This window comes from Kiritimatiellia bacterium (assembly GCA_025054615.1).
Classification (GTDB): Bacteria; Verrucomicrobiota; Kiritimatiellia; order CAIVKH01; family CAIVKH01; genus JANWZO01.
Genome location: JANWZO010000010.1, coordinates 37,308 through 62,670 on the forward strand (window position 1 = coordinate 37,308; position 25,363 = coordinate 62,670).

Consider the following 25,363-nt stretch of genomic DNA (forward strand, 5'->3'; position numbering starts at 1 on the left):
GACGATTTAAGCCCCGCGTAGGGGTGCCGGCCTCACGCCGCTCCGACCGGTTGCGAGCCGATACAGCCGGCTGAGGCGATAGCGCATAAGCGCAAGCCTTCGCTCTGGCGGTCGGAAATGTTGTCGGAGCAAGCTGCCGTAGTCGTCGTAAAACGCCCAGTCCATGTGGCGCGCGCTGAGTCCGGAACGATCCTCATATAGGGCGATTTCCAGATTCAGATATTCGAAACGGACCGCGGGATCGCTCCAGCAGGCCATGTTGAATGCCCAGTCCGCCAGTCGAGGATATCGCAGGTCGAACTGGCGCCGCGTAAAGACCTCCCGCGGGTAAAAAATGGCCTGCTGGCAGATGTTCGTCCTCGCCAGTTTTCGTCCGTCGAAAGCGCCCGCGTAACGCTTGCCGGTCGATGCAAGAAGCACGTCGCCGTAATAGAGAGTCCCTGGCTCCACAAGTCGATCCAAGGCGGCTGAGAACCCCTCGAGAAGCTGGTCGTCAGCGCCCAAAAAATAAATATGCGGCGCCCGGGCCTGCTTGACCGCCTGGTTCATCGCGTCATAGACGCCCTTGTCTGGTGAGCTTTCCCACCAAGCTATGTGGGTCTCATATTGTCGAAGCACCTTCAGGGTGTCATCCGTCGAGCCGCCGTCACGGACCAGCAGTTCAACGCGGTTTCCACCGAACCGCAGCACACTTTCCAGCGCGGCGCCCACGGTTCCGGCGCAATTGCGTGTGGCGATCACGACACTGACGACCGGATTCATCGCAAAAGCGAATCGTACAGCGCCAGATAGGCGCGGGCTGACTCCTGCCATGAGCCGCGCCGCTCGACCCATTCGCGGCATGCGACGCGGCACGTTGGCGAAATGCGAACCGCCTCTGAAATTGCCGTTGCGAGGGCGTCTACGTCGTATGGCTTCACCAGGAAACCCGTGATACCCGGCTCAATCATCTCGGGAATCCCGCCGGCGGCGAATGCTGCCACGGGTGTCCCGCAGGCGAGAGATTCGAGAATCACATTCGGATAGTTCTCCAAGCGGGAGGGAACAGCCGTTACGTCGGCGGCCGAGTAGAGTAGCCGCAATTCCTCATTGGACGCGGCGACGTGCCGCAGATGCGCCCGCACGCCCACCTTCTCAAAGAGCTTCGCATCCATCGTGCCGACTACAACGAGCTCCCAGTCCCGGCCAGACGCGCCGGCCGCCTCCAGCAACAAATCGAGGCCCTTGTTTCGGTCTCGCGCTGCATGCAGGGCGAGAAATAGGACCAACTTTGTTTCAAGCGGCAGGCCAAGATGGCGGCGGGCGGAACGGCGGTCTTCGGGATAAAAAAAACGGAGATCAATACCGTTCGGAATCACTTCAATTCGCCGCAATCGAAACAACGAGCTGGAGCTGGCACAGGACGCCAGCCATCGGCTCGGCGCGACGAGGGTGAGATTCAGATTTTGCCAGCAAACAGACTTTTCAATCCACGTTCGCCGACTGTGGTCTTTTTCGATCCGCGAGCCCAGTTGCGGACATCGCCCACACGAGGCCTCGTATCGCAAACAGCCGTCGGGAATATGGCATCCCCCCGTAAAGGCCCATGAATCATGGAGCGTCCATACCACGGGCTTACCGATGCGCCCAATTTGGCGGATGGAAAGCATGCCCAAACCAACCCAGTGGAGGTGAACCACGTCGCAGGAGGATTGCCGCAGCCGAGAATCGGCCGACGAACCCAATCTGCCGCTCGTCCAGTGCATCGCGGTTTTGCGCCGATAAACGATCAGGGGCCAGTTGTCGAGCAAGTGGCGGATTCGGGACGAACGCATCCACGAAGAAACCGCAACGCGTTCGGCCCGCGGATTCGCGCCAGAGGTGTCCATTGCGAGAATTCGTGAATCCACGCCAAGGCCCACTAAAGCCTCGTGCAGCCCGGACATCGCACGCGCCGCGCCTCCAACGGACTCAAACGTGTTGATGTGCAATACGCGCATGTTTGACAATCGAGGCCCCGAGAATCGAAGCCCGATGAATTTTCGACCACCCCGAACCGGTCAGAGGGGATTCGACGTAACATCGCCAGATTTCCATGCCGGCCGATGCACAGGCCATCGCGAGAACAAACCATCGCTCGGCCAAGACACAGTCCAAGGCCTCGGCGGTGTAGAGACGGCACGATTCATTGGCCTTTTTGATCGCGATGAGCCATGACTCGGCCTCTCGAAGACATTCCACTGACGGCTCGATACGCCCCATCGACCACGCGCGGTGACGTTCTGCCGAATGTGTGTCCGACGGCAGGCCAAGTGCGGCCAGAAGCCTCGCTTGAACGCGCGAGGCCTGGCGATCCATATCGGTCCACTCGGCGCCGGTCATACTCGAGGCGTGGCGACGGTATTTCAGCAAAGCGGCTGGGAGGTTTGCGCCGCGCAAATGGACGAGGGCGCGAGCCCACAACTCATAGTCTTCCGTGGGATAGAATGACACGTCATAGAACAAATTCAGTTCGACGAAGTCCTTTTTCCGAAAGACCACCGTTGGGTGAGCGAAGGGGCAATGGAAGAGTGAAAAGGCGCGTACGCAATCGGGATGCTCCGGATATTTCAATCGCTGTCCGACAGTTTCCCCACCGAATGTATCGACTGCAGTTCCGCAGATGGAAACGTCGGGATGTCTGTTCAGAAATCGAAGCTGGCGCGCCAATCGAGCGGGATGTGCGATGTCGTCCGCATCCATTCGGGCAATCCACGTGCCCCTCGCCTCGCGAATACCAATATTGAGCGATCCGGACAGCTTGAGCCGTTGGGCGTTTTTGAGGAGCCGAATCCTCGGATCACGAAAGCGATTCACCCGCTCCGCGGTGTCATCCTCCGAGGCATCGTCAATTACCAGCAGCTCAAAATCACGCCAGGTCTGCCCGAGGATGCTGCGAATCGCCGTCTCGATGTGCGCCGAGGCGTTCCGCGCGGGCATGAGCACCGTGACCAGTGGTCCGCTCATTGTTGAGGGATCAGGCGGGCCCATTCGGCCCAAGCCCGCGTTCGGGAGATTGCCTCAGCAAAACGAAGACGCGGACGCCAACCGAGAATGTTTTTCAACTTGGAGTTGTCGAACCGGGTACGCCCCGCATAGATCGACAACAGGCCGGCAGAGGGATATGGAGCATCCTCGACCAAAGGCTGGGTGGCTGAGGGAACAGAGCGCCCGAGAGGATCCCCGACGATGCGTTCGCGCAGGGACGGCGGAACCCTCGCCCAAAGGCTTGAGAGGGCGGGCCCTAGCCGAGGGGCTACCGCCGCGCGAAAAGCAGCATATCTCACGGTGGGAAGAACGATGCCATCCCAGATTTCCTTCTTCCACGCCACAACGTGATCCCGAATCCCGGGTTCAATGATTGAGCGGATCTGCTCGCGCGTAGCGGAGCGCAAAGGCAACCCAAGCCACTCGGCGTATTTTCCATACCATTCTCGCCAGGAGAGCGGCTCATCCGTCACAAAAAAACATTCACCGGTCGCTGAAGGCGCTTCAAACGCGGCGATGATCGCAGAGACAGCATTATCGACGTAAACCGCATTGGCATCCGCCTCCCCGTTGTCCACCAAGGTGACCTTCCCCTCACGAATATGGGTCAAGGGTCGGACGGTCCACGGTGCGGAAAAGGGTCCGTAAACGTTTCCGAGGCGAAGGATCACCGCGTCGGGAAGGGTCTTTCGGACCTCGAGTTCGGCATCGATCTTGGCATCGCAGTAGGGATCGCCCGAACGGATCATCGGGGTCTCCTCCGTCACCTTGGGAGGCGGCGTATACGAGAAGACCGCAATGGTGCTGATGTGAATGAAGCGCCGCACGCCTTCGTCTCGCGCTAGCTTGGCTAGAATATGGGTTCCGCGGACGGTCACATCCCGTTCTCTGACCGCATCGGCGCCGTACGCGCAATGGACCACAATATCGGCGCCGCGAACGGCATTCTGCACCTGCTCTTGATCCATCAGGTCCGCCCACACGATGTCGATGGCCCTGCGGGCCAGCCGCACGGCTCGGCCCGGCGTTCGCGCCATGGCACGGACCGCATATCGGCCCTCCGCCAACAAACACTCGACAAGACGGCCGCCCAGAAATCCGGAGGCACCTGTGACGAGGACCACCGGCCTCTTCACGGCCAGCGCTCCCATGCCTGCTCTACGTGGCTTCGTTGTTGATAGCAGGCTTCGATGAATTCCACCGTGCGGAGGTTCGAATTTGCCGAATGGATGGGATCAGTACCCTTTTCGATCGCTTCGGCGAAATTCTCCAACTGCACAACAAAATAGGCGAGCGGCGACTTTTCTGCGGCATACAAACACTCTATCGGCTGACCGCCGTTCCAGTCATCGATTTGAAGAACGAATCGGTGGGCTGAATTCGCGCCGATTTCGAGCCATCCGCCTTCGAACTGTAGGCGAATGGTATTTCGCAATTGACGGATCCGGCTCAGGCACACCCTCAGCTTTATGGACTGTTCGGACCGCTGAAACTCACCCCACAATTCACAGTCGGCCTCAACTCCTCCGTCGGCATCGTCGACGAAGGATATCACGTGGGGTTCAAACTCGGGCAACCACCACAAAAGGCGGTCGAGCAAGTGGCTGCCCGTATCGATCAACACGCCGCCTCCCGCAAGCGATCGATTCAACAGATAGCGGGACTGCAGGGCCCAGTCATAAATGGCGCCTTCTTCCGCATCGACGCTGAGGAGGCGGCCGAGTCCCGACATTGAACCACATTGCAGGGCGGATTTGACGAACGCCGATACGGGGTAAAACCGTCGAAAAACTCCCACCGCCAGAACCCGACGATTTTGCTGGGCCAGTTCAACGAGCTTTCGCGCCTCTACCGAGGTTAGCGCCAGGGGTTTCTCGACGAGGACGTGGACGCCCTGAGTGAGAAAATATTCGCACATTGGTGCATGAAGCGAGTGGGGAGTCGCCACGATCACCGCATCAAGGTCGCGAAGCTGCCGGTAGTCGTGAACGACCTGAGTGGCATTCCAAACCGAGGCGGTTCGTTTCAAATTCCGCGGATCGTTATCCGCGAGCCCGACGAGCTCAAACGCTGCGCTGGAGGCAATCGCCGGCAAATGAAACTGCTGCGAGACCGACCCGCAACCAATGACCGCGATTCGAAGTTTCATGGCTGAAATGCAATGAGCATTCGAAACACAGCCTCATGGCGGTCAAGCCAGGGCTTCAAGTCGAAACGCTCCTCGGCCCGTTTCCGAGCGCGCCGGGAAAACTCGTGCCAGTTTCGAGAAACTTCGCAGATCGCATCCGCCAACGCTTCCGGTTCCGGCGGTTCATGAAGATCCCAGTTGGTGTTGCCAGGGATCCCGATACCGGCATCCCCCACCAATTCGGGCGTCCCACCTGTCGCAGAATAGACGACAGGCAATCCGGCTGCCATCGCCTCGATGACCACAGAGGGACAGACGTCCGTGGCCTTCGCGTGGAGGAAGATATGGGCGCGCTGAAAAAGTGCAGGGGCATCTTCGGTTCGATAGGGACCTATCACGATCAGTTCACCCGCGGGATAGGCCGCGGCTCGCTTCTCCAACAGCAGTCGGTCTTCAGGCCGCAAACGCCCGGCGACGATCAGCTTCACACCGGACAAGGCTGCTCGCACCCGATCAAAGGTCTGCAGGACAAGCGGGATCCGATAGGCATCGTCGTGGGAACCGGCTGCCAAGATGATAAGCGGTTTCCCGGGCTCCAATGTCGAGATGGAGTAACGCGAAACGTCAACCGCATTATAGAGAATTTCCCATGGGCAGTCACAAGTCCCAAGGAAGTGGTCTGATGATTTTTTGGCAAATTCGCTCTGGTAGAACACATAATTCGCCCGCCTCAAACAATCCGCCATTCGCAAGTTTCCACGGACGGATTCGCGCTGTCCGTAGGAATGCGGGAAATACGCGCCATTTTGATTCCAAACAACCGGGATTCCAGCCTTCCTCGCTGCATGCATGATTTCCAGCCCGCGCGGATGCACCGCGCTGCTAACCGCGTAAACGATATCGGATTCTGGGAAAGAGTGCGGGAAACGTTTTTCCATCCAGAGATACTTGATGCCACCGCCGCCGGAGGGCGGAACCTCGAGCGGGGAGGCAGGGAAACCGGCATGCAAGTACGACACTCGCAAGTTCTCTTGCGGACCGGACGTCCGCCGTCGGAATCGGCGGGCAGAACGTACGGCCCTTTCAGCGCGGATTCGATTCGCGAATCGAAAAGCAGCAAGACCGATCCAAGTGACTACGCGTCGCCACGCCGGAGGATAGTGGCATTTTGTCATTTCGCGATCAGCGAATCAAAGAGGTTGCGCCACAGCGGAAGCTGGGCGTCATACGAATTCAACGCTGCCGTGCGAATGCCATTCTCGACAAGACGGGCTCGCAATTCGGAATCTCGCGCAACCCGTCCAGTCCAGTAGGCGAGGCCATCCGCGTCGCCGACCTCAACTAGAAAACCATTCAGTCCGTGCACGATAAGGTCCGAAGCCTGCCCGACTTTCGTGGAAATGACCGGCGTAGCCGTTGCCATCGACTCCAACACTGCCTTGGGCCCCCCTTCCTGACGTGATGCAATCAGATAAGCATCCAACGCGTAATACATTAAAACCGTTTGACGATATCGACGCACGATTCTGTGCTGCCACGGAATGCCTGCGGCGGTGAGCTCCCTCTTCACAAACCCCCGTGCAGGTCCCGTCAACAACACATGCAGCTCCGGTATTTGAAGACGAAGCGCCTTAAGCGCGGCAACAAGGACATCAGGTCCTTTGATGTATTTCGGTTCCAGACCTTCGCCCCATCCGCTGCCATCCTTTTGAAAGGAACCGACGACAAAGGCGCTCTCAGGAAATCCGAGCCACTGACGAACCTTTTTCCGATCGTCCGGCGAAGGAGGACGAAACCATTCTGCATGAAATCCGATCGGGATTAGGTGCAGCTTTTCCTCCGCTACTCCACTGTTTGCGAGGAAATCCCGCATTGCGCGGTGGCTGACCTGAACCGCGTCCAGTCTTTGATGAAGCCGTCGAAACTGTTCAAAAAGGAGGTTGAACTCCGGATGGCCGGGTGTATCGGGCAGTCCGTGATAATAGGCCAAACCCACGCGGTGCCGTTTCCAGTCTGGCGGATTCAGCAAAACGAATTGATCAACGTGGAAAACTGCCTGGTCGTCGCTGACAGCCATCCATGATCCATCTACCGTGCGAAGACCCAGATTTCGGCAGATGCTCTGAACCGCGAGCGCTTCGATGTCCAATGTCCATCCCGCATAATCCCGCGCGATCAGGATGCGAGATCTCGGCGGCCAGCGGCGCGCGTGCGCCGCAAAGAGTCGCGCGGTGCAACGCCGCGCCATGTGCTCGAGCAGTTGTACCCGGCTACGCATAGATGCCCCTGCAAGCCGGCCGGGGCGGAAGCCCCATGACTTTCAGATAGGCGTCCACAACATCGCCAATTTTTGGCGCGCGAACTCGGGAAACCACATCGCGATATTCACGGATCAAACGGTCGAGAAGCCCAGGTATCTGTTCCGGTCGATCAAATCCGTAGCCACCGCCGCCAACGAGTTCCGGGTGTCCGCCGCTGTTGAGATAGATGGCCGGCAGTCCACAAGTAAGCGCTTCAATCAACGAATTTGAACAGGGGTCGTTTCGGCTCGCCGTGATGAAAATGTCCGCTTGTTGCAAAAGCGACGCGACCCGCTCCGTTGTGGCTGGCGGCTCGACGCGGATCCGTTTTGGGCGGAGCGGCAGACGGCCGACGAAAACGTACTCATACCGGTTCCAATCCAGGTTCTCATCCAGCCAGGCGTAAATTTCGGCCCCCTTATTCCGGTTGTCGGACCAACTGGTCGAGATAAGCCGGATTTTTCGACCTTCCAAAGGCGGCCTGGGAACCGGGAAAAAATAAGTCGGGTCAGACGCGTTGGGGATGACCGCCGCGTTCGTATATTCAAAACCCAGCCGGGCGTGCTCCTCCAAGCTGTATCGCGACTGAAAGATCGTCGCCGAGGCGAATTCTCGATTCATCTCCCAGATTCGACGGTCCGTTCCGTCATCGAATCCGCGGTAGGACGCGAGCGGCCCGTCCACCCGGTGGACAATTCGACAGTTTGGCCGGCGCAGAAGGCGAAGCCGTTCGGGATCGAAATTGAACGAATTAATCAGGCAGACCTGGGTGTCTTTGGAAATGGTATTGACTTCGACACGCCAGCCCCTCGCAGTCGCTTCGCGGATCCACGCCCGCAGAAATTGGTGCCCTCCCCCGTTCGGCGGCGGTGCGAATTCGTGGAACACGGAAATGTCGGCCGACTGAAAAGAAGACGCGACGCGGGCCGACCAGTTCGACGCCCAGCGGAGGCACCGCAGCATTACACCCCGCCCCGGAAAGGATCGCATGAGCCTTTCTCCAGCCAATCGGCGATTCGACGCGCGGCGAGTCCGTCGCCATAAGGATTACCGCCCCGCGCCATGCGGCGATATGCGGCTTCATCGCGGTGCAGCCGCAGCACCTCTGAAACAATGCGCTGCCGATTCGCGCCAACGAGCCGAGCCACGCCACGGCGAACGCCCTCGGGCCGTTCTGTCACTTCACGCATCACCAAACATGGAATTCCGAAGGTCGGGGCCTCCTCTTGAATACCTCCTGAATCGGTCAGCACGAGCCATGCGCGTTTCAGCAACCAAACGAGCGATGGGTAGTCGACTGGTTCCAGCAGATGAATACGTGAACAGCGACCGAGCTCCCTCATTACGGGTTTACGCACATTCGGATTCAAGTGAACCGGATAGACAATTTCGATATCCAACAGCCTCTCCTCGATCTCCTTGAGCGCCGCGCAAATTTGAGCCAGGCCATCGCCAAAATTTTCCCGCCGGTGCCCTGTGACGAGGATGACTTTTCGGCCCTCAGGCAGCGTCGCAATTTTCGCCGGCAGGCTTGGAGGCGGCGATCCAACAAGCTCCGCGGTGAACAACAGTGCATCGACCACCGTATTCCCCACCAATGCGATCTGATCGCGAGGCACCCCCTCGCGACGCAAATTCATCATGGCGGCGCGCGTTGGAGCAAAATGGGCATCCGCCACCACACCGGCAACTCTCCGGTTGATCTCCTCGGGAAAGGGCGCCCTCTTGTTGCCTGTTCGCAGACCGGCTTCGACATGCCCAACGGCGATATTCCGGTGGAAGGCCGCAAGGGCCGCAGCAGCCACGGTCGTGGTATCGCCCTGTACCAGGACCCAGTCCGGCTTGTACTCGGCCAATATGGGATCGAGCCGCGCAATCAATCGAGAGAGAAGCGGATTGAGAGACTGGTTCGCGCGCATGATGCGCAAATCCACATCGGGACGCATTCCGAAGAAGGCGAGCATGGGATCCAGCATCTGCCGATGTTGGCCCGTGACGCACAATCGCACATCAAACTTGGAATCCCGGCGCTTCAACTCATGGAAGACGGGGGCCAGTTTGATCGCCTCCGGCCGAGTTCCCAGAATGAGGAGTACGCGCTTCATGGATGGGAGGTCGGACTCAGACGCGCCCGCACTTGTTCGCAGATGTACTTCACGACGCTTGATGGATTGTAGGCCTCCTCGGCAAACCGCTTCGCTTCCCGGCCCATCTCACGAAGCCGCTCCACGTCGGCTAGCCGAGATCGTATGCTCTCGACAGCATTTCGGATATCTGCCAGCGACAATCGGGGCAACAGTCGATACGAGCGCGGGTCGTCCCACGAGGCGGCGGTATCAGGGTCGCCGAGTCGGCCGAAAATCGTCAGGTAGTGGACGCCCTGCAGCGGACGGAACGGCTGAGGGATTTCGGTGATCGGCTCGCAATCCAGAAGGATCGGCCTGCCGAGCGCGAAGCTTTCCGAGACCTTCCAAGGAAACACGGCGTGAGGCAATGTGCAGACCATGGTGATTCGGCCCTTCGAAATGGCCCGCGAAAAAGCGCGGCGGCTGATATTCGAATAGACACGAACACCGTCCTCGATTTGGGGATTTGCCCGGCTCGTCAAGCGATAGATTCCGTTGATTCCAGCTCGCTTCATTTCATCCATCAAATGCCAGCGAATCCAGAAGTGGTAGCGGGCCGGTGTCAATGGCTCGTCGGGATGCTCGAAGGGGGATCTTTCTCCTCGGAGAAAGGGATTCTCATAAACCCCCATGACGAAACAGAGGTCGTATTTGGGCCGATCAAGCCGCCACAAGGCCCTGCGTCGCGCATCTCGGAAAAACAGGTCTAGGCTCTCGGAAAAAAATGCGAAGGGCACCATTTTCCCGATGAGGTCGGTGACGTCCTTCTCGGCAAGGATCCGTCGGGCTACGGCCAAATTCAGATTCGCCTTGAAATAAACACGGGCGATGCGCAGAGCGTCCACATCAATTAGATGAATGTGATCGCTGAAATCAAAAAAAACCAATTCGCCGTCAAAACGGGCCCATGCGCTCTGATGTTCCCTGGGAACCATCATGCGTGGAAGCGGCCGTGGCTCCGACAGAGCGCGTGCGCCCGCATGAGCGATCAGCGCCCGGTACAAATATCGAAAGAAGGCGTCGAAGCCACGGCGCTCGGCGAGATGCGGCTCGTATAGTTCGATCTTCACGGATATTCCTTCCCGCCTGAAACCTCAGCCAGAGCGGCGCCTATGGCGTCCGTGAAACGCTGCCACGACAGGCTTGTGGCTGCATGGGCCTGAGCCCTCTGACCAAGCCGAAGCCTTCCGTCGTCGTCGCTCATCAACTGATCGAGAATTTCAGCCCACCTCACGGGATCGTTCGATTCCACCCAACGCAAGTTTTGATGATCGATAAACCCATACCCATCCCGTATGGCTCCCACCCGGCTCACGACGGTTGCCCGGCCCAGGGCCATGGCTTGCAACAGCGTTGTCGTCGCGCCGGAATACGAGTTTTCCCGTACCGGCAAAGCCACGACCCGCGCCGAATTCATGCGTTCGAGCGTTTGCGTAAAAGGCATATCTGTGGAGAGTCGCACATTTTGCGGCAGCCGCGTCAACCGGGACGCATGTTCCGCAGACGCGATGAGTTCGAATTTCCAGTCCGGCCGCAATTCTGCCGTCCTAAGGATGACCTGGAAATCTCGCATGGGGTCTGCTCCGACTGACAGGACATCTGGGCCATCGGACACATCGCCCCGCGGCAGCGAAAAAAGACCTGTGTGCGCGCCAAAAGGAATAAAACGGACGCGGCTTTGGAACGGCACACCTAAAAATTCTTTCAACTTCAGCGACTCTTCGTAACCAAACGCGATCACGACATCGGACAAACCTAGCAAATCGCGGTAAACTCCTTGCCCCTCGGGCGGCATCGCGGCCAAACGCTCAGGAAACCCCACGCTGATGTATATCAAGGGCGTTTTGAAGAGGCCCCACCGCTTCATCCACAGCAGCGGGATTCCGATGGAATCCACGGTCGACACGACGATACGGACACGTCGGATTTCGGTCAGAAACGAAAAAGCTGCAGCAAAGAGTCCGCTGCTCCAGCTCCTGCGTCGCAGGAGGCGGTCGCAAAAATATCCCGGCCAGTGATAAATGCGCGGATATCCTCCAGCCCTCGCCAGACGAATCGCCACCTGATGCCCACGTCGGGCAAGCTCGTCCGCGCCGTACAGCGAATATCGAACCGGGTCGTTTGGCGATGCCGCAAGCGCCGCCCGGCGAAGGGGCGAATCTCGGAAGAGAAAAAGCGCATCATCCTGTGAATCCCCGCCAGCCATCACCAGGCAGCATTTTTGAAGACATACACGTCGCGAGCGAGCCTGCGATTCCAATCGATGGCAGGGAAGACGCTTTTCCAACGATCCGGCTGACGCGAGGCGACGGCCAAAATGTAAATCGGGTACCAAGGTGTATCATTGGCCGCCAGATGGACTAACTCCATGTTGTGGCTTAATGCCATCTTTTTCAAAGCCAGAGGCGTGAAACGCCAATAATCGCCGAAAATCTCGCCCCCATAATGTTCGTTCTGAGCAAACGGAACGACCACGATAAGCACGTCCCGCGTCATGTCCGCAAGGTTCGCAAACGCGCGTCGGATATCGAAAATGTGCTCCAACACCGTGTGAGCGAAAACCACGTCGAATCGGCGCCGCAAGGACTCAGGCAATTCAGCCTCGAGGTCCAGAAATATGGCGTCCGGGTGGCCGTCGTTAGGCACTTCGGACCCCCAGTAGTTGGTCATCACGTACTCAGAGGCATTAGGGAAATAATCCCGATATCGACCCCCTTCCTTATCGAGATCGCGCCACGCGGAAACATTGACAACCGACCCAGTGAATATGTGCCCCCATTTGCGAAGTTCGGCATTCGACCAGCGTCGCGGGCTCAAAAAAAAAGCCCTCCTTCGAGCGAGATTGACCAACTTTCGGCGGACCGCTTCCAAAACAGTTAAGTCGGGATGATCAGACACGGCTTGCCTCCGCCAAGATCGCTTGTTTCGTGGCTCGCCACTGTTCGGCTTGAATCTCGCGGAATCTGCGGCGACCCTTCTCCGCATCAAGGATAGCCGGTTCGCGTGGTTCCCGCCAAAGGTCGAAGATGTGCAGGACGTCCTTACCCCGATACTGGACTTTAGCGACCAGGGGAATCTCGTTCGCCGCAATCCGCGCCATCAGTCGCGGCTCCGGGTTACGCGCCGGTAACGCGAGGTATCGAGCATTATGGGATTTCGCCTCCTCTATATTGTTGACCAGTTGTCCTACCATCTCTGACCGTATAGGCGGCCTTTCGCAGTAATACTGATCGAAGGAACCGCCGAGGGGCGAGTAAACAGAAATCGATTCCAAGGTCCCCCGTCGGATCCACACCCCCGCGGCCGCTTGACCCAAGATCTCCAAACGGCGGCCTTGGGGGTAACATTCTTCGTAAGCTACCCAATCCGGAAGTCGTTTTGTAAGTTCATGGAAGTCGCCCCCGTGCAGCAAAACGGCTTGCACGACCCCTGTGATTACGGCCGTCGCGGCAACGATCTTGAATAATAAACCCACGAATTGGTGCCGGGTCCCGATTCGGCGTCCCGCCTCATGAGCTCCGAGAGACCACAAGGCTGCATAGGCGGGAAATGCCAGCAGCATATGGGCTGAGCGGACATTCGCGTACCCTAGCACGAACGTCCATATGCCTAGAGGGAGGGCGAAATAGAGAGCGACGGCCCGCATGCCGTGATCCGCAACACGCCATCCGAGCGGGAGGCAGATCGGAGCAAGCATCACCGCGAGCCACGAAGATCCGGCAGCAAATGACTCGAACAGTTCGCGTATACGAAACGCTCCGAAATTCGAAAAAGCGACGTGGATCTTGTGCCACGCGCCGGTGTGCGTTCCGCCTGGGATCCGAGGTTCCCAGAACCAAAAAAAGGCGTAGACGGCTGTCCAGAGAAGGATCAATCCCCATCCGATTCCCTCGACGAGACCGACACGAAAACCCCGTCGCCACGCATAAGCAACCGCCAATACGGGGAGATAAAAAAAGGCGTCGGGCAACGACGCCGCCATAAGCACCCATCCCGCACAGGCCACAATCCAACCAATTTTATAAGACTTTTCTCCGGTATCGGATACGAATCTGTAGAGACCGACAGCGCTGAGCATCGAACTCCCGGCGAAAAGTCCGCACGTCAACGCATAGGCATGATTCGCCAGGACACCATGCAACGACATCATGGCAGCCGCGCACCATTGGACGAGCGCAGCGGCTCCGGAGCGCCGCATCATCCAGAACAACAGCGGCGCCGCCACGGCCGCCGCCGCCGCCCCTGGCAAACGGACGACCCATTCGACCGGGCCCCAAATCCAGATAAGTGGCGCGGCGGACATACTTTGTAGCGGCGGGTAATAAAACATTTGAATGCGTTCAAAAGCTCCCGGAATACCCAACGCAACCCGGATCCATTCGACACCCATCCTCGCAAACAAAAGCTCATCTTCTCCCGTGAATTCTGCTTGAATCACCGTTGGCAGTTGGCCGGTCAACGCCATAGCGAAAAGCAGAAGCATCACAAGTCCGGATGGTATTGGTGGCGCACCTTTCACAGCAGGTCCGGTGAATTGGTGTTTTCACAAACAAACAAGCCCTGGTATCCCAACAATCCAGGCAGGGTATTCGTCATCTTTCTTGCGACCCACCACACCCACGAGAACGGCGGCTTTTGGAAAAATGGGAAGAGGATCGGCACAGGCATGGAGGTCGGCGCTTCCCGCCGGATCACCCAGCCCGTTTTGGCCAAGAGCCGACGCATGTCCCGAAACGTATAGAAATGAAGATGAGTCTCGTCGAGAGGACCGCGGCGGGTGCGCGGGAAGCGCCCGAATAGAAGATTCAGCCGTACATACAGATTGGCGACATTCGGCAGCGACACGTACAGACGTCCGCCTCGCCGCACGGCGCGCTTCAGGCGCGAAAGAACGTACTCGGGACGATGTAGATGCTCCAAAACGTCGGCAGCCACACAAATATCGTAAGGCGGCTCGATCTCCAAACGGTCAAAATCATTGAGGTCGGACTGCAAAACACGTCGACAGTATGGGGCCGCCCGGCGCGCTGACGACTCGGACAATTCCACACCATCCACAATCGCTCCTGCCTCCCACAGTCGGCGGGTCAGGGCTGCATCCCCCACCCCAAGTTCCAGGACTCGCGCGCCGCGCAGATTCTGCTCCGTCAGCCAGCTCCATAGCAGCGAGTGGCTGGATCCTGGATCGGCAAATTTTTCCGGATATCGATGCCCTTCTCGCTCAACATCATATTTCGCCACGTAGAGGAATCCGCTTTTGTGTAAAAAAAAAGCCAGCGCACTCAGCACGCAATTCAAACCGTAAATGATTCCATTTACGTGGCAAATTTCGTCACCGTAGTATGTCGGGATCGGAATTTCGCGGATCCGAGCTCCGGCCCCATGCGCCTGGAAAAGGATTTGAGTATCGAAATGCCATTCGTCGGAGTTTTCCCAAATCGGGATTGTTTTGAGAAAATCGACCCGATAGGCGCGATATCCCGAATGGAATTCGCTGAGCCGCATCCCACTAAGAGCATTTTCTATCTTGGTGAGCACAATATTCCCCACGAATTTATACAGCGGCATCCCCCCCTTTCGGGCATCCGCTCGGTGAATCATTCGCGAACCGAGAACCACATCCGCTTCATCTCGGATGATTGGCTCCAAGAGCTGAGGCAAGACCTCTGGCGCATATTGTCCGTCCGCGTGGAGCATCACTACAACATCAAGCCCGCGATCGATCGCATATTGATATCCGAGCTTCTGATTGCCGCCATATCGTTGATTGACGCGATTCCTCAACACAACGAACTTTTGCGGATCAATCGGCGGCTTGAACCCGAGCGCGACGCGGGTCGTGTCGTCCGTGCTGCAATCGTCAATGACATAGACCACATCAATGGCCTTCCAAAGATCAGCCGGAATCCGAGAAAGCGTCTTCGCAATATGCCGCTCAGCGTTATACGCAATTACAAAAATCCCGATGCGCATAGATAGCAATTAGTAACAGACACTTACAAATACGATTTATGCTGATCCTTATCGATACATTCATCCTTATTTGGCTGCGACCATTGATCTAAAGAGTATTGCCTAAAAGGCGAAGCCATCGCTATTGCTCGGAAAGCCTCCTCTATCGTATAAACTTTACGTAAAGCGTGACTCGATACATTAGAATGGGATTCGCGATCAGACCCTTGAAGACACGTTTCGATGATTTCTACCAAATAACTGATATTCGATGATTTCGTCCAGAAAACCGATTCGGACCGAATTACCGATTCCTCGTTTTCAGACGGACCCGACACAACAACAGTCCGTCCCAAAGCAACAGCTCGCAGTATCCAGGTCAAGCACTTCGAACATTGATCCTGCAGTACGGGTATCAAGACCAATCTCGCCGTGGCCATTCGATCTCGAATTCGCGTGAAAGATACTGGGCCGAAATATTCCAGATTTTTGATTTGCGAAAATGCTTCCGAAGGATACCCATCCAGAATATGAACAGCGAAGGAGCGATTAGGCACACTAGACGCTAGTTTTTGTATCAATCCTATATCCAGCCAGTTGCGTTCCCCGATGCATAATATATCATAAGTTTTTGAACAAGGTCCTGGATTTATTGGACGCCAAAATAAATGGTCAATAAACGGTTCCACATATAACACTCTTTCTCTTAGCGAGCGTTCTTTTGAAAAAAATTCCAGATCTCGTCGACTCGACACAATAATCCGATCTGCTCTTGAAAGAGATTGAAATATCGAGGATTGTAATCTGGATGAGTTCGTATTTCTTATCGTGCGCCACCAGACAACAATTTGATTTTTCCAGCATTTGCGAATTGCCAACGCCAAAACATGCAATCCAATCTCCGCGGAATCAGCCACAATCAGCTTTGCTCGCGACGCCTGCCACGCTATACGAGTTATCTGTTTGAATAATATAGAAGAATTGGGGGGCGAATACAGTGATTGGAGCGTTATGTGTGCATATCGTAGGTTGTTATCACACCGAACATCCCACTTGAAAAGGCCAGCCAGCCCCAGCAGTTCCTCACGCGGAATCTCCATACCTGCTGAAAACAAATCCAAAAGCTCTCTTGTGACGTATGAGGGTGTTAAGAAATAAAAAATATCACAGGTTGGAATCACAGAGGAATAATATCGGGATGGAAAGCAGGTGTAATGCAACTGCTTTAGCATCTCTGCGTGGCAGCATCCGCATTTTGCCATAACCCACAGACCTCGTATTCTCTGGGTAAGTGATGCAAACGGAGAACGAGTATGAATAATCGATAAGCGTATTCTGTTATTTATTTCCGTACGAGATTTGCGCAGTTCAGAGGGTGTATATAATCTTTTATGTTTGGACGTGATGGCACGCCACGTATTTTTTTGAGTAGCGGAGCGCGAGACAGTCTGCGAAATGCTTCCTGAATGAAGCCGATAGATTAGTATGGCTTCGGGCACCGGCTCGCCACGGTACCCTCGCTCATACGCGCTTAAGAAAAAGTCATAATCATCCTGCGTAGGAAACTGAGGATCAAAAGGAATCTCCCGGGCGATCGCTGTTCGATAAAGAGCATTGCCATCAAGATGATTTCGGAGCTTCAGTTGATTTAGCTCAACGGGCGTTGCCAAGATTAATTTGTTAACACCAAGACCTAGTCGCCGAATCGACGGATATAAAAAAGCCACGCTACGATCATTTTGAACTTTGGCCGCAGCGGTACGCAGCGCCATAAGGGCTCCGTCTCCAAGCAAGTTATCAGCGTCCAAATTAAAGAACCATGTCGTTCTGATGTGATCGAGAGCAAATCTTCGAACTTCATTCGCTCCGATGCCCGGCGTACGAAGGTATCGAACGCGATCTCGATACTCTCGCAAAATAGCAGGCGTGTCATCTGTTGACCCATCATCGATGACGATGTACTCATCTTCATCGAGCATTTGTTCCAAGACGCTTTCAATCGCATCCCGTATAAAATATCCGTAATCGCGCGCCGGCGTAATAATTGTGATTGGCGGCTCGGACCTCGTGGAGGGAACCTCTTTCATTCCTCAACCACCCAATGCTGATCTACAAGAACACGGGTCTCCGCAGCATGGAGGACGAGTCCGTCGCCAAAGAAATCACCCGGCTGGATCTCGAACCAAAACGCATCCGGCGCGTGATCGATCAAAAAACCACGGAGATAAAGAGCGGCATGCAGCTTGTAGCGACCCGGCATCAAAGGTATGCGCGGAATACGGCACCGAATGGATCCCCGTCGCTGGGAGGGCGCGCCTGCTGGTTGCCTGAACCGCTGCCCGAATTGAATCAGTTTTTGGTGAAGCTCGTCGCAAATCCAGAAAGCGACGTGGATCGGCAGGCCTTCGACGCGCGCCCCATAACGAAACACGACTTCAAGATCTTCGCCCGACGGGCAGGAAGCCGTCTCTTTCGCACCTCGTTCGAGCCATATTTCCTCAATCCAAGCATCCCGCTGGCCCAGCGAGTCGGGGGGCGCTTTGTACCTGCCAAATGAAACATCCTCAGCGTAACTCTGCATGTAGGCGTTGACGGCATCACCGGCGGCTCCGTCAAACTGGATCCGGCCTTTTCTCAGGACGATTCCGCGGCTACAGAGGCTGCGAACCGATGCGAGGTTATGACTTACAAAAAGGATTGTTCGGCCGCTGCGGGCCACGCTATCCATTTTACCCAGACATTTTCGCTGAAATTCCAAATCCCCCACCGCTAGGACCTCGTCCACGAGCAGGATTTCGGTTTCCAAATGCGCTGCAACCGAAAACGCCAAACGGACGAACATGCCGCTGGAGTATCGCTTGACCGGCGTATCGATAAACGGCTCCACCCCAGCGAAATCCACGATTTCATCAAATCGGGCTTTGACCTCCTGCCGGCGCATGCCGAGAAGAATTCCGCTCATGAATATGTTTTCGCGCCCCGTCAGATCGGGGTGGAACCCCGTGCCCACTTCCAAGAGCGAACCGACCCTGCCGCGCAGGAAAGCTTCTCCGGAGGTAGGATCCGTAATCCTCGATAAGATTTTCAAAAGCGTCGACTTCCCTGCCCCGTTGTGGCCGATCAATCCAACCGCTTCGCCCGGCGCGACTTGAAATGAAACTCCATCCAGGGCCGTATGGACAGCCGGGCGCGTTCGACTCCGACCTATGATGCCAACTGCCGCATCCGCATCGCGTCCGCGAATTCGAGCCCAAATCCACGCCACTTCATCCGCCAACGATTGGCGTCCAATAGACCCAAGTCGGTAACGCTTGGTCAGTTGTCGGGCCTCGATGGCAGGGAGGATCATAAAATGTCCGCAAAGGTGCGTTGCATGCGGTTGAAGGAAATCAGTCCCGCGACAAGGAGCGCTAGCGCGACTGTGCAGCCCAAGGCGATACAGCGCAGGTCCGGCGACCCCTCGCCTAGCAACCCGAGTCGTCCGATTTCAATCACGGCGGTCATTGGATTCATCATCAACAAGACACGAAGCCGCCCATCGGGGACAGCGGAAAGGGGATAGACAACTGGCGACAAATACATGGCCAGCTGCAGGAAAAAAGGCAAAGCGAAACGAAGGTCACGGTATTTGATCGTCAAGGCGCACACGAGGAGGCCGGCGCCGAGCGCTGCCACTGCTGCTTGGAAAACGGCAAACGGGATAGCTACCACCCAACGTGTCGGATGAACTGTCGCACCCAGGATCCAAAACCCTGCGTAGAAAACAACAAACAGCAGTAAATGAACTGCGAAATGCGCCAGTTGGGCAATGACACCCGCCGCAGGGATCAACAAACGGGGAATATAGACTTTCGTCAGAATGTGTGCATTCGATGCGAAAGACAATGCGGCATGGTTAAGTACACCGCTGAAATAATTCCAGAACAAAATCCCGGATAAGTAAAACAAGAATGGAGGCGTTCCGTCCGTCGGTATTTGCGCGATTCGCCCAAAGATGACCGTGAAGACCACCGTCATCAGGGTCGGCTGAATGATGAACCACAAAGGCCCCAGAATAGTTTGTTTGTACAGCGCGGACCATTCGCGCATCACCAGCATGGTCAGGATATCACGGGACTCAAAAAGCTCCCGCCAATCGAAGTCCAGCCAGCCGCGGCGTGCCCGAATATGGATGGTTCGACTCAAGAGGCTATCAATTCGAGCCATTGGCTGTTCAAAGCGTCCGCGAAGCGCTGGCTCAACCCCTTCGCGTATCGCAAGCGCTCCAGCAAAAATCTCCCATCAACTTCGTCCAATTCGCCGTTCACTCTCTCAATCCGTCCGATCAAGTCGTCTATTTCCGCCCATGCGGTCTCCAGCCTGCGCCGCATGATCGCCATAACGCCCTCTTTCAGCGCAGTCCCGAGATGATCGGCGGTGCGGTAATATTTTTTCCGGTCACCCCTTATCCCGACGCGTCGTATCAATCCGAACGTCGCCAATCGACGAGCGGCGACCCTGGCTGCTGCCTTGCTGGTTGACGAAACTTGTTCCATGAGGTCAAGCAAAGACTCTTCGGGTTGAAATCATAGTTAGATCAGCATTGGGCCGGCGATGCGACCGAATCCCATTCCGTGGCCATCTGCCGGCACAAACCGGCCAATCGGTGGCGCGTCTTTATGACCGATGCATTGCCTTTATTTTTCATATTTCAAAATATGCGGCAAGGGACGTTTGCGATATCACTTTTCGCACATCGCGTTTCCCTGAACCAGTGAGGAATGTAAAGGATACGCGTCAAGTATCTGGTCAACAACGGATTCTCTGAGTCACGGAATCGGAATGAAAGGGATTCATTTCTCTGGAGGTTCGGATGCATCTGGATCACGGCCCGAATGCCTTACCCGGATCTCAGAGATGTAGAGAGGTGAGGCAGCGCCACCGGATTGGAAATCCCTTAGCCCAATCGTGTTGGTGCCTGGCAGCAAAACGACTGGACCGATTGGCCAGGCGCCCAGGATGCCCTGCGAAAAATTGTAGGCATGACCGGTTGATGCCCGCACGACCTTGCTAGCAAACGGGGCAATACCGGAGAGTTCTATTACCGCCTCGTAAGGTACCGAATACGTATTGATCACTTCAAATGAGCCGGTTGTACCGAGCACCCGCCAATCCAAGAATTGCTGGGTCCGAAATCGCAGGAAACCTAAAGGGCCGCTTTTTTCATGTGGTAAATCCGCCCCAAAAAACACCGGGAACCGCCGACCTGAGTGAATGGCCTTAGCAATAGCGTCTTCGCGGGTATTGTAGAAGATTTCCACGCGAATTCGCGCGTCCCCGCGCTGATGGTAATCTTGGTCGGGTGCGAATCCCCGCTCGCGTAGCCAATAGGCCGGTGCATTGCTCACTGAATCCGAGCGGGCAAACCAGGATTCTGGCCATTTCCACAATCCCATTTTTTCCTCGTGATTGCGGGCCAGCCTAATGAATGCATCGATGCTACCGGATTCGATCTTTTTTCGAGTTACCTCGCGCCACTGCAATTTCATATAATTTTCAAGTGGTTCGTCGGGTACTGTGAATGTGACCGCCACATTCGTCGGCAGATAACGAGCCATCTCGTTCCACGGCTCAAACCATCGGTCGACAATCGCGACCGAGCCTGGGGGCAACAGAGAATCGAGTCGCTCTCGAAGTGCTCGATAGGGCACGGGCTTCCCCTCCAATCGGGTCATCATCCAAGCCGGCCGCGCATCAGCCGTCGTCACGAACGCGCCGACCATCAAAGCGATCCACGATGCAAATCGAGGCGCATGAAGATGCAACGCCCGATCTACCATGGCGGCAGACCAAAGGACAAAAACGGGCAAGATGCTCGTGAAATACGTAATTTTCGCAGACCCTCTTCCAACGATCGTGACGTAGGCGTAGACGGCAGCGATTCCCCCGAGGGCCAGGACCGAGACTGTGCGCAGCCGAAGATCCAGCTTCCGCCATTGCAAAAGCACTGCGGCACCACAACCGAGAACTGCAAGTAGAAGCCCGAATCCAATCGAATTGTATCCGTGCAGAAACATGGGCAATACCCGGGGCGCCACCCACTCAAGGGCACCTCCAATGAACCCTGTATCCGACAGAACGCCCTCCTGCGCTTGTGCCTCCAAGATTTTTTGGAGAGCCCGGTAAATCCATCGGAGCATGATGATTATCCAAATGACCCCTACCCCCGCCCATCGGATCATAAATTTCTTCCGCTCCTTTTCCCCGAGACCTCGCCAACCTGAAAACGAATTGACGAGCCAACACATCCCCGTGAAAGCCCACATAGCCATGTGGGAAAGACCCGCTAAAACCGCACACGCCAACCATGCGGCAAGTTGCGACATGCGCAAATGGTGGCCGCCAGCCAGCCTGGAAGCTTGCTCCACCGTCAACATGGTCAGGCCGGCCGTAAAAGTCATTCCCACGATGTAATAATAAGCCTCGCGGGACTGGAGTACGTGGTATGGCAGCAAAGAAAGAAACGAGGACAACAAAAATGCGATGCGCCAACTGAGGCGAAAGCCAGCCCATAACGCCAGCCCGGCAACAGTGATCCATCCAAGCAGCGCGAATGGGATTCGGATAGAAGCTTCGCTCGCCGGATGCGGCCAGACGCGGGCCCAGAGAATGGCTACGGATTCTGCCAGCGGAATTTGATCCATCCACGGCGGATTCTTCCAAAGTTCGGAAATAGATGGTTTTCGAATCGACCAGTTCAAAAAATTAAGTTCATCGCTTCGAAGGTCGGTGTGCCCCAGATCGTAGAAGCGAATAAAGGCGGCGACGGCGAGCAACAAGAGACAGGCGATTTGCCACCCATTCGGTCTACGCCTCGGAGTTCCGGTGGCCGTTTGATTTGGCGGGGCGGGGCGAGGCGTCACCGGCTCAGGCGACTGGTAGGGTTGCTTCACCGAGGGGGTAGCCGCGGTTTTCGATTGGGGCTTCTTTTTCCTGCTCATGGTTATTCATTCCAAACCTTATGGCACCGCTTTGAAACTTTCAGGTCAATCGGTATTCGCAAAAATGCAATTTTTTCATAGCCTACGTTGTGTACCACTCGCGAACGATGTAAAAACGCGGCTGGCGACAAAAGCATTCGTTTCATGATCATCGGCATCGATTTGGACAATACAATCATCGATTACCGAGGGGTCTTCCACCGGCACGCCGTACGACGGGGCCTCATACCGCCTTCAGTCCCTCCTGGAAAAGACGATGTTCGCGATTATCTGCGCGCCATCGGGCGAGAGGACGATTTTACCGAATTGCAGGGATTCGTTTATGGCCCCGGCCTTGCAGAGGCCAAGCCTTTTGAGGGCGTTCACGAGGCGCTTGGGGCGCTACAACGGGCGGGACATCGGCCTATCATCATCAGCCACAAGACGCCACGCCCCTTTTTGGGGCCTCCCTATGATCTGCAGGCATTCGCGCGCGAATGGCTGCGCTCGCAGGGTCTGGTTGGCGAGCCTCATGGAATCTTGGCGCCGAATGATCTCTTCCTGGAGCCGACCAAAGCCGCCAAACAAGCCCGAATTGCCGAATTGGGTTGCGAATGGTTTATTGACGACCTGCCCGAATTTTTGGAGGACGCCGCCTTCCCGCCATCGGTTCGCCGCATCTTGTTTGATCCGGAGGGAAAATCCAGGCCTGATCCCCGCTGGCGGTCCGCTCGGTCATGGAGTGAAATCTCCTCTATAATCCTGGAATCATGAGCCGGATGGGCAAGGATTCAGACCTTCTGGATGTGCAGGGTCTACTCAAAAGGGCGGGAATCGATGCCGGCACCGTGACGGTAGAACCAACGGAAGGCGGGCGTAACAACCAGGCTTTTGTTGTATACACCAACTCGACTCGTTATTTTCTCAAGCGTTACTATCGTCATCCCTCCGACTCCCGCGACAGGATCGCGTCGGAGACCGCATTCCTCCTCTTTTGCCAACAGGCGGGCCTTTCCTCCACGCCGCGCCTGATCGCGTGGGATCATGACGCGGGAATCGCCTTGATGGAATATATTCGCGGCTCGCGAATCACTCGGGAAAATCTCACGCGCGAACATGTCAATCAGGCGTTAACTTTTTTCGCAGAGTTGAATCGCCATCGGCAATCGCCTTTGGCGAGCCGATTACCGCCCGCAGCCGATTCACGCGACTCCGCGCTAGGGCATCTGGAACTGGTTGCTCAACGGGTGGCCCGCTTGTCGGCGATTCAACCTGATTCACCTGAAAGCGCACAGGTGCTGCAACTTGTCGAAAAGCGCTTGATCCCACTCTGGCGACAGGTGCGCGATCGGGTCCAGTCCCAGGTTGAGCGCGTTGAGAAAGCCCATTTGACGCGCGAGCAGATGGTGCTGTCGCCTTCAGATTTTGGATTCCACAATTCCATCTTGAGACCCGGCGGAGAGTTGGTGTTTGTCGACTTTGAATATGCAGGCTGGGATGACCCTGCGAAAACTTTCGCTGATTTCTTTCTCCAACCCGCGATTCCTCCTCCCCGAGACCGGATGCCGGACGCCTTGGAGATCATTCAGGCCGCAGCCGGGGCTCCACCCGAATTCGAAGCACGAACGCAACTGCTCTTCCCCGTCTTTGGCATCAAATGGTGTTGTATCCTTTTGAACGAGTTTCTGCCCGATGGATCGGCGCGCCGAGGCTTTGCACAGAGACATATCGATCCGACGAAGCGGAGGCGCGAGCAAATCGAGCGTCTGGAGTCTTTATTGGATCAATTGGAATCGGAGGCCCTCTTATGAAAGGGCTGATCTTGTCCGCCGCCGTGTTTGTCCTTTTCGTGCCCGTTTCGGCCCTTCTTTGCCATATCCTGCACATTCGGCGGCACGGCAAATTATTTTTTCCCATGATGGCAGCCTCCGCGCCGCTTTATTTGGGCCTCTATTATATGACCCCGCCAGACCTTGGTTTCCTTGGTACAGCTTGGCAGGCCACCCATGAGTGGGTCGACGCGCTGACCGGTTGCCTAATCCTTCTGCTGAACATTCACAGTTTCATCGATTATTTTTTCGCGTTCAACGGCGGGTTTTCCACTTCGCTGATGTTGCTCCTCGACAAGAAACCTCGGACCACTGCGGAATTGGTCGCCGAATACAAGGGCAAAAACGGTTTTGATAAGATTTATGGCTGGCGCATTCCCTTTCTTGTCTCCAAAGGATATGCCGTTCTGGAAAACGACCGCACCCTGCGGCTGACCTCTCGAGGTATCCGCGCAGCAAAAATTGGCATCTTTGCCAAACGATTTCTGAATCTTGGCAAAGGAGGCTGACATGGCGGTCGGAGTGATAGCCGCGGTTGTCGTATTCATTGGATGGGTTGTCGTCCATCTCCTGCTGATGCACGTGAGGCCCACACCAAGGCGCTTTCAGGCCATGAGTGTTGCAGCCCTACTTTCATTTCCTGCCACGCCTGCGCTGACCTGGCTGATCTGGCAAAATGCCGATTGGCGCGCCGCTCTCGCGGGCGCCGAGCATGCCGCCTCCGCCTACGGGATGGCTTCGTTGCTCCATCTTCTGTTCTATTTCTGCTTCGTAGAATGTTTCTATCATGTGGAACGGGCAGTTACCTTGAGGATGGTCATTGAACTGTTCGAAGAACCGGGCCACGCAATGCAACTTGACGCCCTCCTTGCCCACTACCCAGTCGACGACATGGTCCAGCGCCGGCTCGAGGGGCTTCAACAATCCGGTTTCGTTCACTGCGGCGGAGACGGCCGATGGCACCTCACGCCGAAAGGAAGATTTTTCGCCCGAGCCATGCGGGTTTCGAGCGCCGTTTTCAATTCGAAGCCCCAAAACGAACGGCTTCCTTGAATAAAGCCCG

The 25,363-nt window shown here is 56.1% G+C and carries 23 protein-coding genes; 4 read left to right on the forward strand and 19 right to left on the reverse strand.

Features of this window, described 5'->3' with window-relative positions:
* Positions 1 to 6: 6 nt before the first annotated feature.
* The 19 genes from NZ740_06125 to NZ740_06215 form a co-directional block, all read right to left on the reverse strand.
* Positions 7 to 762, reverse strand: coding sequence for a glycosyltransferase (locus NZ740_06125; protein MCS6771586.1), 756 nt, complete (start codon positions 760 to 762; stop codon positions 7 to 9).
* Positions 759 to 1,979, reverse strand: coding sequence for a glycosyltransferase (locus NZ740_06130; GenBank protein ID MCS6771587.1), 1,221 nt, complete (start codon positions 1,977 to 1,979; stop codon positions 759 to 761). The genes NZ740_06125 and NZ740_06130 overlap by 4 nt, the downstream gene beginning before the upstream one ends.
* Positions 1,951 to 2,985 carry a glycosyltransferase gene (locus tag NZ740_06135; GenBank protein MCS6771588.1) on the reverse strand — a complete coding sequence of 345 codons (1,035 nt, stop codon included), beginning with the start codon at positions 2,983 to 2,985 and terminating at the stop codon, positions 1,951 to 1,953. The genes NZ740_06130 and NZ740_06135 overlap by 29 nt, the downstream gene beginning before the upstream one ends.
* Positions 2,982 to 4,142, reverse strand: coding sequence for an NAD-dependent epimerase/dehydratase family protein (locus NZ740_06140; protein ID MCS6771589.1), 1,161 nt, complete (start codon positions 4,140 to 4,142; stop codon positions 2,982 to 2,984). Before NZ740_06140 ends, NZ740_06135 begins: the two co-directional genes overlap by 4 nt.
* Complete coding sequence (locus NZ740_06145) at positions 4,139 to 5,155, reverse strand: Gfo/Idh/MocA family oxidoreductase (protein ID MCS6771590.1); 1,017 nt, start codon at positions 5,153 to 5,155, stop codon at positions 4,139 to 4,141. The genes NZ740_06140 and NZ740_06145 overlap by 4 nt, the downstream gene beginning before the upstream one ends.
* Positions 5,152 to 6,153 (reverse strand): glycosyltransferase family 4 protein, encoded by a 1,002-nt coding sequence (locus NZ740_06150; GenBank protein ID MCS6771591.1) that lies wholly within the window; start codon positions 6,151 to 6,153, stop codon positions 5,152 to 5,154. The genes NZ740_06145 and NZ740_06150 overlap by 4 nt, the downstream gene beginning before the upstream one ends.
* A gap of 152 nt (positions 6,154 to 6,305) precedes the next feature.
* Positions 6,306 to 7,412: a glycosyltransferase gene (locus NZ740_06155; protein MCS6771592.1), complete on the reverse strand. Its 1,107-nt coding sequence runs from the start codon at positions 7,410 to 7,412 to the stop codon at positions 6,306 to 6,308.
* Entirely contained in the window at positions 7,405 to 8,424 is a 1,020-nt protein-coding gene (locus NZ740_06160; protein MCS6771593.1) for a glycosyltransferase family 4 protein, read from the reverse strand. Before NZ740_06160 ends, NZ740_06155 begins: the two co-directional genes overlap by 8 nt.
* Positions 8,397 to 9,539, reverse strand: a complete 1,143-nt coding sequence (gene wecB, locus NZ740_06165; GenBank protein MCS6771594.1) for a UDP-N-acetylglucosamine 2-epimerase (non-hydrolyzing) — start codon at positions 9,537 to 9,539, stop codon at positions 8,397 to 8,399. The genes NZ740_06160 and wecB overlap by 28 nt, the downstream gene beginning before the upstream one ends.
* Positions 9,536 to 10,630: a hypothetical protein gene (locus tag NZ740_06170; GenBank protein MCS6771595.1), complete on the reverse strand. Its 1,095-nt coding sequence runs from the start codon at positions 10,628 to 10,630 to the stop codon at positions 9,536 to 9,538. The genes wecB and NZ740_06170 overlap by 4 nt, the downstream gene beginning before the upstream one ends.
* Entirely contained in the window at positions 10,627 to 11,766 is a 1,140-nt protein-coding gene (locus tag NZ740_06175; GenBank protein MCS6771596.1) for a glycosyltransferase family 4 protein, read from the reverse strand. Before NZ740_06175 ends, NZ740_06170 begins: the two co-directional genes overlap by 4 nt.
* Positions 11,766 to 12,458 (reverse strand): class I SAM-dependent methyltransferase, encoded by a 693-nt coding sequence (locus NZ740_06180; protein MCS6771597.1) that lies wholly within the window; start codon positions 12,456 to 12,458, stop codon positions 11,766 to 11,768. Before NZ740_06180 ends, NZ740_06175 begins: the two co-directional genes overlap by 1 nt.
* Positions 12,451 to 14,046, reverse strand: coding sequence for a hypothetical protein (locus NZ740_06185; GenBank protein MCS6771598.1), 1,596 nt, complete (start codon positions 14,044 to 14,046; stop codon positions 12,451 to 12,453). The genes NZ740_06180 and NZ740_06185 overlap by 8 nt, the downstream gene beginning before the upstream one ends.
* 29 nt (positions 14,047 to 14,075) lie before the next feature.
* The gene (locus NZ740_06190) at positions 14,076 to 15,533 is read right to left on the reverse strand and encodes a bifunctional glycosyltransferase/class I SAM-dependent methyltransferase (protein ID MCS6771599.1); all 1,458 of its coding nucleotides are present in this window, start codon (positions 15,531 to 15,533) and stop codon (positions 14,076 to 14,078) included.
* A gap of 23 nt (positions 15,534 to 15,556) precedes the next feature.
* Complete coding sequence (locus NZ740_06195; protein ID MCS6771600.1) at positions 15,557 to 17,599, reverse strand: glycosyltransferase; 2,043 nt, start codon at positions 17,597 to 17,599, stop codon at positions 15,557 to 15,559.
* Positions 17,596 to 18,861 (reverse strand): ABC transporter ATP-binding protein, encoded by a 1,266-nt coding sequence (locus NZ740_06200; GenBank protein MCS6771601.1) that lies wholly within the window; start codon positions 18,859 to 18,861, stop codon positions 17,596 to 17,598. Before NZ740_06200 ends, NZ740_06195 begins: the two co-directional genes overlap by 4 nt.
* The gene (locus NZ740_06205) at positions 18,858 to 19,697 is read right to left on the reverse strand and encodes an ABC transporter permease (protein MCS6771602.1); all 840 of its coding nucleotides are present in this window, start codon (positions 19,695 to 19,697) and stop codon (positions 18,858 to 18,860) included. Before NZ740_06205 ends, NZ740_06200 begins: the two co-directional genes overlap by 4 nt.
* Complete coding sequence (locus tag NZ740_06210; GenBank protein MCS6771603.1) at positions 19,694 to 20,047, reverse strand: hypothetical protein; 354 nt, start codon at positions 20,045 to 20,047, stop codon at positions 19,694 to 19,696. The genes NZ740_06205 and NZ740_06210 overlap by 4 nt, the downstream gene beginning before the upstream one ends.
* A gap of 297 nt (positions 20,048 to 20,344) precedes the next feature.
* Positions 20,345 to 22,492: a hypothetical protein gene (locus NZ740_06215; protein ID MCS6771604.1), complete on the reverse strand. Its 2,148-nt coding sequence runs from the start codon at positions 22,490 to 22,492 to the stop codon at positions 20,345 to 20,347.
* A 144-nt stretch (positions 22,493 to 22,636) separates the two neighbouring features.
* Between NZ740_06215 and NZ740_06220 the strand changes: the two genes are divergently transcribed.
* From NZ740_06220 to NZ740_06235, 4 genes are read left to right on the forward strand one after another with little or no spacing between them, the layout of a single operon-like run.
* Entirely contained in the window at positions 22,637 to 23,245 is a 609-nt protein-coding gene (locus NZ740_06220) for a hypothetical protein (GenBank protein MCS6771605.1), read from the forward strand.
* On the forward strand, positions 23,242 to 24,282 hold the full coding sequence (locus tag NZ740_06225; GenBank protein ID MCS6771606.1) for an aminoglycoside phosphotransferase family protein: 1,041 nt from the start codon (positions 23,242 to 23,244) through the stop codon (positions 24,280 to 24,282). The genes NZ740_06220 and NZ740_06225 overlap by 4 nt, the downstream gene beginning before the upstream one ends.
* The gene (locus NZ740_06230; protein MCS6771607.1) at positions 24,279 to 24,809 is read left to right on the forward strand and encodes a hypothetical protein; all 531 of its coding nucleotides are present in this window, start codon (positions 24,279 to 24,281) and stop codon (positions 24,807 to 24,809) included. Before NZ740_06225 ends, NZ740_06230 begins: the two co-directional genes overlap by 4 nt.
* Before the next feature lies 1 nt (position 24,810).
* Positions 24,811 to 25,353, forward strand: a complete 543-nt coding sequence (locus tag NZ740_06235) for a hypothetical protein (protein MCS6771608.1) — start codon at positions 24,811 to 24,813, stop codon at positions 25,351 to 25,353.
* Positions 25,354 to 25,363 lie beyond the last annotated feature (10 nt).

Coding starts and splice junctions, on each gene's coding strand:
- NZ740_06125 (MCS6771586.1), bottom strand. CDS start 762: ATGAATCCGGTCGTCAGTGTCGTGATCGCCACACGCAATTGCGCCGGA.
- NZ740_06130 (MCS6771587.1), bottom strand. CDS start 1,979: ATGCGCGTATTGCACATCAACACGTTTGAGTCCGTTGGAGGCGCGGCG.
- NZ740_06135 (MCS6771588.1), bottom strand. CDS start 2,985: ATGAGCGGACCACTGGTCACGGTGCTCATGCCCGCGCGGAACGCCTCG.
- NZ740_06145 (MCS6771590.1), bottom strand. CDS start 5,155: ATGAAACTTCGAATCGCGGTCATTGGTTGCGGGTCGGTCTCGCAGCAG.
- NZ740_06155 (MCS6771592.1), bottom strand. CDS start 7,412: ATGCGTAGCCGGGTACAACTGCTCGAGCACATGGCGCGGCGTTGCACC.
- NZ740_06160 (MCS6771593.1), bottom strand. CDS start 8,424: ATGCGATCCTTTCCGGGGCGGGGTGTAATGCTGCGGTGCCTCCGCTGG.
- wecB (MCS6771594.1), bottom strand. CDS start 9,539: ATGAAGCGCGTACTCCTCATTCTGGGAACTCGGCCGGAGGCGATCAAA.
- NZ740_06175 (MCS6771596.1), bottom strand. CDS start 11,766: ATGGCTGGCGGGGATTCACAGGATGATGCGCTTTTTCTCTTCCGAGAT.
- NZ740_06190 (MCS6771599.1), bottom strand. CDS start 15,533: ATGCGCATCGGGATTTTTGTAATTGCGTATAACGCTGAGCGGCATATT.
- NZ740_06195 (MCS6771600.1), bottom strand. CDS start 17,599: ATGAAAGAGGTTCCCTCCACGAGGTCCGAGCCGCCAATCACAATTATT.
- NZ740_06200 (MCS6771601.1), bottom strand. CDS start 18,861: ATGATCCTCCCTGCCATCGAGGCCCGACAACTGACCAAGCGTTACCGA.
- NZ740_06210 (MCS6771603.1), bottom strand. CDS start 20,047: ATGGAACAAGTTTCGTCAACCAGCAAGGCAGCAGCCAGGGTCGCCGCT.
- NZ740_06215 (MCS6771604.1), bottom strand. CDS start 22,492: ATGAGCAGGAAAAAGAAGCCCCAATCGAAAACCGCGGCTACCCCCTCG.
- NZ740_06220 (MCS6771605.1), top strand. CDS start 22,637: ATGATCATCGGCATCGATTTGGACAATACAATCATCGATTACCGAGGG.
- NZ740_06225 (MCS6771606.1), top strand. CDS start 23,242: ATGAGCCGGATGGGCAAGGATTCAGACCTTCTGGATGTGCAGGGTCTA.
- NZ740_06230 (MCS6771607.1), top strand. CDS start 24,279: ATGAAAGGGCTGATCTTGTCCGCCGCCGTGTTTGTCCTTTTCGTGCCC.
- NZ740_06235 (MCS6771608.1), top strand. CDS start 24,811: ATGGCGGTCGGAGTGATAGCCGCGGTTGTCGTATTCATTGGATGGGTT.